Source organism: Streptomyces sp. NBC_00885 (genome assembly GCF_045207475.1).
GTDB lineage: Bacteria > Actinomycetota > Actinomycetes > Streptomycetales > Streptomycetaceae > Streptomyces.
The window spans coordinates 4,236,036-4,249,859 of record NZ_CP108796.1 but is presented as its reverse complement, the minus strand read 5'-3'; the positions used below and the strand labels follow the sequence as shown (position 1 = coordinate 4,249,859).

The following is a 13,824-nucleotide window of genomic DNA, read 5'->3' as shown; positions in this document are numbered from 1 at the left end:
GGCCCGGGCCGCCCGAGGCTGCCCTAGGTGTACTGCCCAGGGACGTTGGTCAACCTGGTGATGGGTGGTTTGCCGCTGGTTGCGGTGTGGGGGCGGTGGTGATTGTAGTGATGGAGCCAGGCCGGCAGGGCTTTGCGGCGGGCTGATTCGCTGGAGTAGAAGCGGCCAAGAGCCCAGCCGTCGGCCAGGGTGCGGTGGAAGCGTTCGACCTTGCCATTGGTCTGTGGCCGGTAGGGCCGGGTCTTCTTCGGCGTGATTCCCAGCTCGGTGCAGGCCTGTGTCCAGTGCCGGGAGCGGTAGGCCGAGCCGTTGTCGGTGAGCACCCGCTCGACCCTCACGCCGCGGGCGGCGAACCAGTCGACCGCGCGTCGCAGGACACCGACCGCCGTGGCGGCTTTCTCGTCGTCGCAGATCTCGGCGTAGGCGACCCGGGAATGATCGTCGACGACGGTGTGGACGAACGCGGTGCCCAGCAGCGGTCCGCGGTACTTGTTGCGGGGCCTGTCCGGGGTCGCGGCGCGGTTCCTGCGGCCCTGGACGCGTCCGACGTAGCGCCAGCCGCCGCCGTCGGGAACGTTCCCGAGCTTCTTCACGTCGATGTGGAGCATCGCGCCGGGATGGTCGTGTTCGTAGCGGCGGACCGGCTCGCCGGTGGCGCGGTCGATGTGCGAGAGCCGGTTGATCCGGCACCGGGTCAGGACCGCGTGCACGGTGGAGGCAGGCATGCCGAGCCGTCCGGCGATCTGGACCGGGCCCAGACGCTGCTTCCAGCGCAGGTGCACGATCTTGCGGACCTGCGGCTGCGTGGTTCGGGCAGGACTGCGGTGCGGCCGTGAGGACCGGTCGCCCATGGCCTGGGCACCGGACTCGGCGTAACGGACGGCCCACCGCTTCGCGGTCGGCCAGGACACGTCATAACGCTCGGCCGCACGAGCGACCGGCCACCCGTCATCAACAATCAGACGCGCCAGGCGAAGACGGGCACGAGGAGTCAAAGCAGCGTTAGCGTGAGACACGAAGGCCTCCAGGTTGGCGGAGCGGTTCCTAGACAGCTCCACTCCACAACCGGAGGCCTTCGCCATCTCACAGATTCAGACCGTGTCGTCGCACAAACTCAACCAACCTGCCCGGGCAGTACACCTAGGCCGACGGGGGGGCCTCTCCGGGCGTCTGGGGCTGCGTCCCCCACTCGACCCTGGGTCCATCCACCGCGTGCGCCGCATGCCGCGGCGGATGGGCCGCCCGTCCCACCACGAAGACATCCTCGGCCCCGTCGAGCACGCCGCCCGACGGGTCGTCCGACCCGTCCTGCCGTACGCCGTCCCGCTCCGGCATCAGGATGTCCCGTACGACCACCGCGCACAGATACAGCGTCCCCAGCAGATGCAGGGCGATCGCCAGCTGGTAGCCCTCCGGCGGCAGCCCCTGGTGCTTGGTGCTCGTGGTGTACGCGAGATACATCCAGATGCCCAGGAAGTACATGACCTCGCAGGCCTGCCAGATCAGGAAGTCCCGCCAGCGCGGCCTGGCCAGCGCGGCGAGCGGAATAAGCCACAGTACGTACTGCGGCGAGTAGACCTTGTTCGTGAGGATGAACGCCGCGACGACCAGGAACACGAGTTGCGCGAAGCGTGGCCGCCTGGGCGCCCCGAGCGCCAGCGCCGCGATTCCCACGCAGGCCAGGAGCATCAGCAGCGTCGCGTAGGTGTTCACCGAGTCTACTTCGAGCGGCTCGCCCGTGCGCTGCGTGATGATCAGCCAGAACGAGCCGAAGTCGACCTGCCGCTCCTGGCTGAAGGTGTAGAACTTCTTCCACCCCTCGGGCGCCATCAGCATCACTGGCAGGTTCACAACCAGCCAGGCGCCTGCCGCGCCGAGAGCCGCCGTGGCGAACTCCCGCCATTTACCGGCCCTCCAGCACAGCAGCAGCAGCGGACCCAGCAGCAGTGCGGGATAGAGCTTGGCAGCGGTGGCCAGCCCGATGAGGATGCCGAAGGCCAGTGCCCGGCCCCGTGACCACATCAGCATCGCGGCGGCCGTGAGGGCCACCGCCAGCAGGTCCCAGTTGATGGTTGCGGTGAGCGCGAAGGCGGGCGCCAGAGCCAGCAGCAGGGCGTCCCAGGGGCGGTGGCGGTGGGTGCGGGCCACACAGACGGCGATGACCACGGTGCAGATCATCAGCATGCCCGCATTGACCATCCAGTACGTCTGCTCCTGGTTCTGAATGGAGCCGCCGGCCAGATTGAGCCACGAGGCGACCTGCATGAACAGCCCCGTCAGGACGGGGTACTCGAGGTATTGCATGTCGCCGGGCAGCCGGTCGAAGTACGGAATGAGCCCTTCGGAGAAACCACGCCCCACGTAGAGGTGCGGAATGTCGGAGTAGCAGGCGTGCGTGTACTGGGAACTGGCTCCCCTGAACCAGGCCCAGTTGTAACACGGCATCTTCTGCACCATGCCCAGCGCAAACATCCCGATGGCCACCAGCGCGACGACGCGTACGGGCGTGAACCAGCCACCGCTGCCGCGCAGGGCGAAGCGGCCTGCCGGACCGCCGATCAGCTCGCTGCCGGACGTGGCGACGGAGTCCCGCCGCGTGGGCCGTACGTCCGGCCGCTGCGTCCGGTCCTGGTTCACGCTCGTCTCTTCTGCGCTGGGCATGCTGCACATCCTGCCGTACGAAGTCGGGGACACGGCCAGGGCCGCCGCACCCGGTACGCACATGCTGTGCGTACCGGGTGCGGCGGCCCTTGCGTTACTGGGAGCCGATCACGGGCCGCTACCCCGAGCCTCCGATGAAGCCTCCGTTGCCGTTGCCGCCGTTGCCGTTAGTGCCTGGCGATGATGTCGACGGACTGATCGTCGGCGTGCTGGTGGGATCGGTGGTGCTTCCGCCGTTGCCGCCATTGCCACCTGTGGTGCCGCAGGTGAAGTCCCGCCATGGATCGCAGGACTGGCTCGGGCTGGGCTTTCCGGACGGGAAGCCGGACGGCGTGTTCGACGGCGTCGAGGACGGGGTGCCGGAGGGGGTGGCGGTCGGCGACGGCGGCGGGCTGGAGGCGCCGCCGCCCCAGACGGCCTCACCGTCGATGGACTCCGGCTCGGGGAAGGTCTCGAACGGCTGACCCTTGAGCGCATCCGACATGTACGTCTGCCAGATCTCGGACGGGAAGGACGCACCGTGGATCTTGTCCTGACCGCCGGTGCCGTACATCTCGAGGAACTTGCGCTTCTTGTTCTTCTCGTTGTCGTCGAGGCGGTACATGTCGATCGCGGTCGACAGCTGGGGCGTGTAGCCCACGAACCAAGCCGACTTGTTGCCGTCGGTCGTACCGGTCTTGCCCGCGACCTCACGGCCGGGAATCCGGGCGTTCCTACCGGTGCCCTCGGGCTCGTCGACGACGGACCTGAGCACGTCGGTCACATTGCTCGCGACAGCGGTGGTGAAGCGCTGCTTGGGCTTCACCTCGTGCTCGTAGACCGTCCCCTTCTCGTTTTCGACGCGGGTGACGGAGAACGGGTCGTTCTGCTTGCCGTTCGCTGCGAAGGTCGCGTAGGCACCGGCCATGCGGATGGCGCTCGGGGAGGAAATACCGATCGAGAAGGACGGGACATTCGACTTGTTCAGGCTGGACTCGAGCAGACCCGCGTCGACGGCCGCCTGCCTGACCGTCTTGATACCGATGTCCATGCCCAGCTGCACGAAAGGCGAGTTCGCGGAGTGGACCATGGCTTCACGCAGGTCGATGTCGCCGTACGACTCACCGCCGTCGTTGGTCTGGAGCCACTCCTGCTGCTTCTCGTTCCGCCAGACGGAACCGTCGTAGTCCTTGATCTTGAGTTTGTTCTTGCCGCTGTACTTGCTCTTGTCGGGGTCGACGATATGGCGCTCGGACGTGCCCTGTTCCTCCTGCAGCTTGGGGTCGCGCACGCCGTCCCGCATGGCCGCGGCAAGGACGAACGGCTTGAAGGTCGATCCGACCTGGGCACCGGTCTCGTTGGCGTTGTTGGTGAAGTGCTTGGTCGCGTCCTCACCGCCGTAGATCGCAACGATCGCTCCGGTCTCCGGATCGACGGAGGCACCACCGAACTGGACGTGGGTGTCCGTGTCCGGGCGCTTCTTTGGCTTGATGTTGGCGTCCTGGACCTTCTTGACCGCGGCCTTGAGCTTGTCGACCTTGTCCTTTTCGAAGGTCGTGCGGATCGTGTAACCGCCCTGGGAGAGCATGTTGGCGTCGATGTTTTGGTCGTTGTTGTTGAGGAAGTACGACTTGGCGAGGTCCACCAGATATCCGACCTGGCCGCCGAGCTGGGCCTTCTTCGTGGGCTTGTTCGGCATCGGGAAGGCAGTGGGCTTGGGCCGCTTCTCAGGCGGAAGGCGGCGGTCCTTCACCATCTCGTCGAGGATCCAGTTCCAGCGTTCTACGGCCCTGGCCTTGTTGGCATCAGCTGTCGCAGCAGGGTCGATGTCCGTCGAGCCGGCCGGGTCGTAGTAGGTGGCGCCCTTGAGAAGCGAGGCAAGGAATGCGCACTGCCCGGCGTCGAGTTTCTTGGCGTCAACTCCGTAGTACGTACGTGCGGCGGCCTGGATGCCGTAGGCGCCACGTCCGTAATACGAGGTGTTCAGGTAGCCGGCCATGATTTCCGGCTTCTCCAGGTCCGTGCCGACCCTGATGGAGATGAACAGCTCCTTGAACTTGCGGGTCAGGGTCTGGGACTGGTCGCCCAGCATGGCGTTCTTCACATACTGCTGGGTGATCGTGGAGCCGCCCTGGGTCTGCCCGCCCGTGGCCATGTTCTTCAGGGCCCGCGCGATGCCCATCGGGTCGATGCCCGAGTCATTCTCGAATGTCTTGTTCTCCGCCGAGATCACCGCGTCCTGCATGTCCTTGGGGATCTGCTCGATGGGGATGATCTGGCGATTGATCTCACCGCCAGTGGCGGCCATCTGCGAGCCGTCGGCCCAGAGGTAGACGTTGTTCTGCGCCTTGGCGGTCAACTGCGGGTCCGGGATCTCCACCATGGCGTACGCGATGGTCGCCGCCGCCATCAGGCTTCCGACGAAGCCCAGGGTGAGCCCGGTCACCAGCTTCCACGACGGCACCCACCGTCGCCATCCGTACTTGTTGTGGCGCGGATAGTCGATCAGGCGCTTCTTGGAGGGCCGTCCGCCACGACCGCGGCCCGGACCGTCATACCCCCCACCGCCTCCGCCGCGGCGTCCGCCGCCCCGGCCTCCATGACCGGCGCCCGGGCCTTCGTCGACGCGCCTGCGGCTGCCACCGCGCTGCGCGGCCCGGCGGGCCTCGGCCCGGCTGCCGTACGGACGCTCCTCGCCGTACGAAGCGGAAGGTGATCCCGAAGTGGAACCCCGGGACGGGGCTGCGCGGCGGCCGGGGGGCTGCTGGGCAGCGCGCCTGGACCCGGCACGCCCGCCACCCTGCGGCTGCGGCGGTTTGCGTCGGTGCTCGCTCATCGAACGACTACTCCTCGGGCAGGCGAGACGCCTGGAAGCGGCTGTTGAGTTCCGGTCCCCCCGAAATGAATACGGACCAGCCCCGCGAAGGGCTCATCCGCTGTGCATCCACGACGAGGACGCACACAGGCGTCACATGGTTCCCGGCGGTCTGCATGGCGCACATGGCGCACAGACTACGCACGGTCAAAACCCACTCAGCGCCAAAGTTCCGCCCAAATCAGGCATATCGCCGCCTATGAATTGAGGATGTGACGCCGTTCACCATGGCCCCTCTTGTCGCAGGAGGAACGCCGTTCTATCGTGCTGATGTATCGAGTCGATACATCAGCACGGCATAGGCGACCGGGACGGCGAGGGAGGTAACGGTGAGCAGACGCTCCGGCATCCTTGAGTTCGCCGTGCTCGGTCTGCTCCGTGAGGCCCCGATGCACGGGTATGAGCTGCGGAAACGGCTCAACACCTCGCTGGGAGTCTTCCGGGCCTTCAGTTACGGGACGCTCTACCCCTGCCTCAAGACGCTGGTTGCCAACGGCTGGTTGATCGAGGAGCCGGGAAGCGCTCCCGAAGACGCGCTCGCCGCCTCACTCGCAGGGCGCCGAGCCAAGATCGTCTACCGGTTGACGGCAGAAGGTAAGGAGCACTTCGAGGAACTGCTCTCGCATACCGGCCCGGACACCTGGGAGGACGAGCACTTCGCGGCTCGTTTCGCCTTCTTCGGGCAGACGGAGCGCGAGGTGCGGATGCGGGTGCTCGAGGGCCGCCGCAGTCGGCTGGAGGAGCGCCTGGAGAAGATGCGCGCCTCGCTGGCACGCACCCGCGAGCGCCTCGACGACTACACGCTTGAGCTGCAGCGACACGGAATGGAATCCGTGGAGCGCGAGGTGCGCTGGCTGAACGAGCTCATTGAGAGCGAGCGAGCGGGGCGGGATCAGCGACAGCCCGCCCCCGAGAGCTCAGCTCAGCAGGACAACACATCTGGAGAGACGGGCGGCCTGCCCCGGCACAGGGGTGCCGAGTCCTCGGGGGGCACACCCCCCGGAGGCTCCACCTCGCCGGATCCGTCCGACGACACCGCCAAGTGAAGCGCTGCGATCCGCAGGGTTTCATCCGGAATACCGAGATCACACAGGGAGCAACCGGAATGGGTTCGGTTCGCGTAGCCATCGTCGGCGTGGGCAACTGCGCCGCCTCGCTGGTGCAGGGCGTCGAGTTCTACAAGGACGCCGACCCGGCCGGCAAGGTGCCGGGTCTGATGCACGTCCAATTCGGCGAGTACCACGTCTCTGACGTCGAGTTCGTGGCCGCCTTCGACGTGGACGCCAAGAAGGTCGGCCTCGACCTGGCGGACGCCATCGGCGCCAGCGAGAACAACACCATCAAGATCTGCGACGTGCCGAACACCGGCGTCACCGTGCAGCGCGGACACACCCTGGACGGCCTGGGCAAGTACTACCGCCAGACCATCGAGGAGTCCGCCGAGGCCCCGGTCGACATCGTCCAGATCCTCAAGGACAAGCAGGTCGACGTTCTGGTCTGCTACCTGCCCGTCGGCTCCGAGGACGCTGCGAAGTACTACGCGCAGTGCGCCATCGACGCCAAGGTCGCGTTCGTCAACGCCCTCCCGGTCTTCATCGCCGGCACCAAGGAGTGGGCGGACAAGTTCACCGAGGCGGGCGTCCCGATCGTCGGCGACGACATCAAGTCCCAGGTCGGCGCCACCATCACGCACCGCGTGATGGCCAAGCTCTTCGAGGACCGGGGCGTCATCCTGGACCGCACGATGCAGCTGAACGTCGGCGGCAACATGGACTTCAAGAACATGCTCGAGCGTGAGCGCCTTGAGTCCAAGAAGATCTCCAAGACGCAGGCTGTCACCTCGCAGATCCGTGACCGCGAGATGGGCGAGGACAACGTCCACATCGGTCCGTCGGACTACGTGGCCTGGCTCGACGACCGCAAGTGGGCGTACGTGCGCCTCGAGGGCCGTGCCTTCGGCGAGGTGCCCCTGAACCTCGAGTACAAGCTCGAGGTCTGGGACTCCCCGAACTCCGCGGGCATCATCATCGACGCCGTGCGCGCCGCGAAGATCGCCAAGGACCGCGGCATCGGCGGCCCGATCCTCTCCGCGTCCTCGTACTTCATGAAGTCCCCGCCGGTCCAGTACTTCGACGACGAGGCCCGCGAGAACGTCGAGAAGTTCATCAAGGGCGAGGTCGAGCGCTAAGCGTTCAGCTGATCGTCTGCCGAGGGTCCCCGGGTAATCCGCCCGGGGACCCTCGGCGTGTGTGACGCTTGATCGCATGCCCGTCGTACGTGATCTGCGCGTACTCCTGCGCCTTGACGACTTTCGCCGGCTGCTGACGGTCCGGCTGCTGTCCCAGTCGGCCGACGGCGTCTATCAAGTCGCGCTTGCCACGTACGTGGTGTTCTCCCCGGAGAAACAGACGTCGCCGGCTGCCATCGCCTCGGCCATGGCGGTGCTGCTGCTGCCGTACTCCGTGATCGGCCCGTTCGCGGGCGTCCTGCTGGACCGCTGGCAGCGCAGGCAGGTCTTCCTGTACGGGAATCTCCTGCGAGCGCTCCTCGCGAGCGGCACCGCTGTGCTGATCCTCCTCTCCGTACCCGACTGGCTCTTCTACGCCTCGGCCCTCTCCGTCACAGCCGTCAATCGTTTTGTGCTGGCCGGTATCTCCGCGGCGCTGCCGCGGGTCGTCGACGCGGACCGACTCGTCATGGCCAACTCCCTCTCACCGACAGCGGGCACACTCGCGGCGACCGCGGGCGGCGGACTCGCCTTCGCGGTACGCCTGGTGTCCGAGGACTCCGATGCGGCAGTCGTGATGCTCGGCGCTGTGCTCTATCTCTGCTCGGCGCTTGCCTCACTGCGGATGGCGCGTGAACTTCTCGGCCCCGACCCGCAGTTGGTCCAGCCCCGCCTGGGTGCCGCGCTGGCGTCGACGGCACGCGGTCTGGCGGGCGGGCTCCGGCATCTGGCCGAGCGCCGCGCTGCCGCCCGGGTGCTGTTCGCGATGACTCTGATGCGCTTCTGCTACGGCGCCCTGACCGTCATGGTGCTCATGCTGTGCCGGTACGCCTGGTACGCGAACGAGTCGGACGGCCTGGCCCTGCTCGGTGTGGCCATCCTCATCTCGGGCGCCGGATTCTTCGCAGCGGCGGTGGTGACTCCGTATGCCGTCGGCCGACTCGGCCAGTTCGGCTGGGTGGTGGCGTGCGCGGGAGTGGCAGCCGTCCTCGAACCGGCCCTGGGGCTGCCGTTCGAGCCCGCGCCGATACTGGTCGCCGCGTTCATCCTGGGGCTCATCACCCAGGGCGCGAAGATCGCGACGGACACGGTGATCCAGACGTCCGTGGACGACGCCTACCGCGGCCGGGTGTTCTCCCTGTACGACGTGCTGTTCAACGTCGCCTTCGTGGGCGCTGCTGCGATCGCCGCACTGATGCTGCCCCCTGACGGCCGGTCGGTTCAGTTGGTGGTCGTGGTGGCGGTCATCTATGCGGCGGTGGCGGCAACGATGGCCCGTTGGAGGCATGTCGGCGCGGTGATATAGCGTGCCCGCGTCAAAGATCGACGCACACGCCAATCGGGGGACTCCCACATGACCTATCCGCCGCAGCAGGGCCCAGGCTCCTACGGACAGCCTGACCCGTACGCACAGCAGCCTCAGCAGCCGTACCCGCCGCAGCCCGGCTACGGATATCCGCAGCAGCAGCCCCACCCGCAGCAGCCTCAGGCGGGATACGGGTACCCCCAGCAGCAGCCGACGCAGCCTTACCCGCCGCAGCAGCAGTGGGGGGCGCCGCCGCCCCCGGCGCCCTCGTCCGGACGCCGGGGCCTCGGCATCAAGAACATCCTGAAGATCATCGGCGTCGTCATCGCCCTCATAGTCTTCGCGATCGTCTACTTCACGAGCCAGGACGACGCCGAAAACGCGGAGGTCGGCGACTGCATGCACAACAGCGGCTCCACGATCACTCCCGATCTCGAGGTCGTGAAGTGCGGTGACGCGAAGGCCGATTACAAGGTGGTCGAGGTTCACGCCGACACAACCGACCGAAAGCTCTGCGAGGGCAAGTCGGACGTCGGCTACTTCGAGCAGACGCGCGGCGGCCGACGCAGCTCGGGCAAGCAGTTTGTGCTCTGCCTGAACGAGATCAAGAAGTAGTCGCCGAAGCACCCACAGACGCCGAGGGGCGATGTTTCACGTGAAACATCACCCCTCGCTCCTCGATCGGTGCCATGTTTCACGTGAAACATGGCACCGATTCAGGCTCAGCGCGCACGCTCGGCCTCCGTCGCCCACCATTCCTTCAGCGCTGCGACCGCCGCATCATGCTCCATCGGCCCGTTCTCCAGGCGCAGCTCCAGCAGGAACGCGTATGCCTTGCCGATCACGGGACCGGGACCAACACCCAGGATCTCCTGGATCTGGTTGCCGTCCAGATCGGGCCGGATCGCGTCCAGCTCCTCCTGCTCCTTCAGCTGCGCAATGCGCTCCTCAAGCCCGTCATAGGCCCGGGACAGGGCACTCGCCTTGCGCTTATTGCGCGTGGTGCAGTCGGAGCGGGTCAGCTTGTGGAGCCGGTCCAGCAGCGGCCCTGCGTCGCGTACGTACCGGCGCACCGCCGAGTCGGTCCACTCGCCGGTCCCGTAGCCGTGGAACCGCAGATGCAGTTCCACGAGCCGTGAGACGTCCTTGACCATGTCGTTGGAGTACTTGAGAGCACTCATCCGCTTCTTGGTCATCTTCGCGCCCACCACCTCGTGGTGATGGAAGGAAACCCTGCCGTCTGGCTCGAAACGCCGGGTGCGCGGCTTTCCGATGTCGTGCAGCAGCGCGGCCAGCCGCAGGACCAGATCCGGGCCGTTCTCCTCCAGGTCGATGGCTTGCTCCAGGACGATCAGAGAGTGCTCGTACACATCCTTGTGCCGGTGGTGCTCATCACTCTCCAGCCGCAGCGCCGGCAGCTCGGGCAGCACATGGTCGGCCAGGCCGGAGTCGACGAGCAGCCCCAGCCCCTTGCGCGGATGGGTGGAGAGGATCAGCTTGTTCAGCTCGTCGCGCACGCGTTCGGCGGAGACGATCTCGATGCGGTCCGCCATCCCCTTCATCGCGGCGACGACGTCGGGCGCGACCTCGAAGTCCAGCTGCGCGGCAAAGCGAGCGGCCCGCATCATGCGCAGCGGATCGTCGGAGAAGGACTCCTCGGGGGTACCGGGAGTCCTCAGGACGCGCTCGGAGAGATCCTCCAGGCCTCCGTGCGGATCGATGAACTCCTTCTCCGGCAGCGCCACGGCCATCGCGTTCACGCTGAAATCGCGCCGTACGAGGTCTTCCTCGATCGAGTCGCCGTACGACACCTCGGGCTTGCGTGACGTCCTGTCGTACGCCTCGGAGCGGTACGTGGTGACCTCGATCTGGTAGCCCTGCTTCTGGCAGCCGACCGTGCCGAAGGCGATCCCGACTTCCCACACCGTGTCGGCCCACGGCCGGATGATCTTGAGTACGTCCTCGGGACGGGCGTCGGTCGTGAAATCCAGGTCATTGCCGAGCCGGCCGAGCAGCGCATCCCGGACCGAGCCGCCGACCAGGGCAAGACTGAACCCGGCCTCCTTGAAGCGGCGGGCAAGGTCGTCGGCGACAGGGGACACCCGCAGCAGTTCGCTCACCGCGCGGCGCTGCACCTGACTCAGTGCAGTGGGGTTGTCTTCATTGGCGTTCGGCACAACAGAAAAGGGTACGTGCCCCGGCCGGCCGGAGCGTCCCTGTTTATTGCCGCCCGAAGGCCCATCCGATCTTGTGGGGCACTCCGCGGCACTTCGACACGGCGCACCTCGTTACCATGCGTGGACGCAGGAACCGAGAACCACCACCGGCAGCAGACGACAAGGGACGGGCGAGCGCGTGGCCGAGGCGGCAGACTTCCAGGGGATGAGTCCCTCTCCTGCCCGCCGGTGGCTGCGGCGCACAGCCTCCCTGCTCCTGGGCGCACCGCTTGTGGCCGGACTGCTGTGCGGTCCCGTCACACCGGCCGCACAGGCCGCCGAGAGCGCCTCCGGGTCCCACGGCGTCGATGTGTCTCTCGACACTCTTACGCCGGCCACCCCCGGCAAGACCGACACGCTCGCGATCTCCGGCACCGTGATCAACAAGGGCAAGCAGACCGTCACCGACGCCGAGATCGATCTACGGGTCGGACCTGTGCTGTCCGGCAGGATCGCCGTCGACCGCGCCGCCGAGCGGACCGGCAATACGACGGACCTCGATGCTTCAAAGGTCGACGCCAAATACACGATCAAGATGCCGAAGCTCGTCTCCGGCGTCGGCAGGGACTTCACACTCCATGTCCCGGTCAAAGAGCTGAACCTCGACGACGACGGTGTCTACCAGCTCGGTGTGTACCTCTCGGGTCAGACGGCGGCCCAGCCGTTCGAGCAGGTTTTGGGCGTTGAGCGGACCTTCCTGCCCTGGCAGCCCGACGCGAGCGAGAAGAAGACCCAGTTCACCTATCTCTGGCCGCTGATCTCCTCGACCCATCTCACCTCGGAGACCGGATCGGACGAGCAGCAGACCCCGGTCTTCGAGGACGAGACGCTGGCCACGGAGCTTGCACCGGGCGGCAGGCTGGAGCAGCTCGTCTCTCTGGGCAGCCAGCTGCCCGTCACCTGGGTCATCGATCCGGACCTGCTGGCCACAGTCGATGCGATGACCAGGAGCTACCAGGTCAAGAGCGGGAACACCACCGTCGCGGGCAAGAACCAGGCGCTCGCCAAGCGCTGGCTGAGTTCCGTCGAGGCCGCCGTCCGGGGCAGCAAGGTCGTCGCCCTGCCGTTCGCCGACCCGGATCTGGCGTCTCTGGCACACCGGGGCAAGAACGTCTCCGGATCCCTGAGCCATCTGCAGCCGGCCACCGAAGTCGCCGAGACGACCGTCGAGACGATCATCCATGTGAAGCCGTCCACCGACTTCGCCTGGCCCGTAGACGGCGCGATCGACTCGTCGATCGTGGATGTAGCCACCTCGGCAGGCGCCCACAAGGTGATCGCCCGAAGCGACAGCCTGAGCGACAACCTGTCGTACACGCCCACCGCCGCACGCCCGATCGGCGGCGGAACAACGGCCGTGGTCGCCGACACGCGGCTCTCCATCGCGTTCCAGGGCGACATGATCAAGACGGAGAACTCCACGCTCGCAGTCCAGGAGTTCCTCGCCCAGACGCTGGCGCTGACCCTTCAGGACACGGACAAGCAGCGGAGCATCGTCGTAGCCCCGCAGCGCCAGCCGACCGCGTCCCAGGCGCAGACCATGGCACGCGCACTGAAGGCACTGGACGCTCAGCGCTGGACTCAGCCGCTCGATCTGATCGCGGCGGCGGGTGCTGCCCCCGACGCCGATGCCACGACCGAGCTGCCCGCCACGTCCCGCTACCCCGATCGGCTGCGCAAGCACGAGTTGCCGCTCCAGGCGTTCCAGGACATCCGGGCCACGCAGAACACCCTCGACAACTTCAAGGTCATCCTCACCGCGAAGGACCGGGTGGAGACCCCCTTCGGCAGGGCCATCGACCGCGAGATGTCCACATCGTGGCGCGGCAACCGGGTGGAGGCCCAGCTGTACCGCGACAAGGTGCAGGGCTATCTGCTGAGCCTCACCGACGAGGTACAGCTCGTCGAGAAGTCACTCATCACGCTCTCGGGGCGCAGTGCGACGATTCCGGTCACGGTGCAGAACCGGCTGGTCCAGGGGATCGACCATCTGGTGCTGCGGCTCAGGTCGGAGAATCCCACCCGCCTGAACCTCGACGACGACAAGGGCGTCGCAGAGCAGCCGATCAAGGTCGAGGGCGGCCACAGCCAGTCGGTGAAGTTCGCCGCGGCGGCCAACGCCAACGGTCCGGTGCAGATGAGGGCACAACTCTTCACCGAGGACGGCAAGCCGTACGGCGACCCCATGATGTTCACGGTGAAGGTCTCCGAGGTCACCCCCACTGTGATGCTCGTCATCGCCGGCGGGGTCCTGCTGCTCGTCCTCGCAGGGGTCAGGATGTACAGCCAGCGCAAGCGCGCCGCTGCCCGCCAGGCGGCCGCGGAGGGCGCGGAGGGACCCCAGGCTGCCGACGACCCGGAGGAATCGGCAGACGCGGACCACGCGGACCACACGGACGGCACAAAGGGCTCGGGCGAAGACATCGAGAGCCCAGATCCCGGGCAGCCGAGTGACCCGACACCGGACACCGGACCCGAAAGCGGTGACCCGTCGGGCGCGGGTGAGAAAGTGGACCGTTGAGCGATGTCGTGGCCGGTCGGCCGGGGACGATGAGGTGGG

The 13,824-nt window shown here is 66.9% G+C and carries 9 protein-coding genes; 5 read left to right on the top strand and 4 right to left on the bottom strand.

The genetic code is table 11. The features are described from left to right. Nucleotides 1-23: 23 nt before the first annotated feature. From OHA61_RS19225 to OHA61_RS19215, 3 genes are all read right to left on the bottom strand, one after another. Nucleotides 24-1,016: an IS481 family transposase gene (locus OHA61_RS19225; protein ID WP_406303294.1), complete on the bottom strand. Its 993-nt coding sequence runs from the start codon at nt 1,014-1,016 to the stop codon at nt 24-26. Between the two features lie 124 nt (nt 1,017-1,140). Beyond that, on the bottom strand, nt 1,141-2,661 hold the full coding sequence (locus OHA61_RS19220; protein ID WP_406304054.1) for a glycosyltransferase family 87 protein: 1,521 nt from the start codon (nt 2,659-2,661) through the stop codon (nt 1,141-1,143). Nucleotides 2,662-2,779: 118 nt separating this feature from the next. Next, the gene (locus OHA61_RS19215) at nt 2,780-5,476 is read right to left on the bottom strand and encodes a transglycosylase domain-containing protein (protein ID WP_406304053.1); all 2,697 of its coding nucleotides are present in this window, start codon (nt 5,474-5,476) and stop codon (nt 2,780-2,782) included. A gap of 368 nt (nt 5,477-5,844) precedes the next feature. Here OHA61_RS19215 and OHA61_RS19210 point away from each other — a divergent pair, with 368 nt between their 5' ends. The 4 genes from OHA61_RS19210 (at nt 5,845) to OHA61_RS19195 (ending at nt 9,663) form a co-directional block, all read left to right on the top strand. Then, the gene (locus OHA61_RS19210) at nt 5,845-6,561 is read left to right on the top strand and encodes a helix-turn-helix transcriptional regulator (RefSeq protein ID WP_324984997.1); all 717 of its coding nucleotides are present in this window, start codon (nt 5,845-5,847) and stop codon (nt 6,559-6,561) included. Between the two features lie 59 nt (nt 6,562-6,620). Next, entirely contained in the window at nt 6,621-7,703 is a 1,083-nt protein-coding gene (locus OHA61_RS19205; protein WP_361902058.1) for an inositol-3-phosphate synthase, read from the top strand. Nucleotides 7,704-7,779: 76 nt separating this feature from the next. Continuing rightward, a complete protein-coding gene (locus tag OHA61_RS19200) occupies nt 7,780-9,048 on the top strand; it encodes an MFS transporter (RefSeq protein WP_324975373.1) in 1,269 nt (422 codons plus the stop codon). Nucleotides 9,049-9,096: 48 nt separating this feature from the next. Continuing rightward, nucleotides 9,097-9,663, top strand: coding sequence for a hypothetical protein (locus tag OHA61_RS19195; RefSeq protein WP_406304052.1), 567 nt, complete (start codon nt 9,097-9,099; stop codon nt 9,661-9,663). 107 nt (nt 9,664-9,770) lie between these two features. Here OHA61_RS19195 and OHA61_RS19190 read toward each other — a convergent pair whose 3' ends face one another. Next, entirely contained in the window at nt 9,771-11,225 is a 1,455-nt protein-coding gene (locus OHA61_RS19190) for a CCA tRNA nucleotidyltransferase (RefSeq protein ID WP_406304051.1), read from the bottom strand. 178 nt (nt 11,226-11,403) lie between these two features. Here OHA61_RS19190 and OHA61_RS19185 point away from each other — a divergent pair, with 178 nt between their 5' ends. Then, nucleotides 11,404-13,785, top strand: a complete 2,382-nt coding sequence (locus OHA61_RS19185; protein ID WP_406304050.1) for a DUF6049 family protein — start codon at nt 11,404-11,406, stop codon at nt 13,783-13,785. The last annotated feature ends 39 nt before the right edge of the window (nt 13,786-13,824 follow it).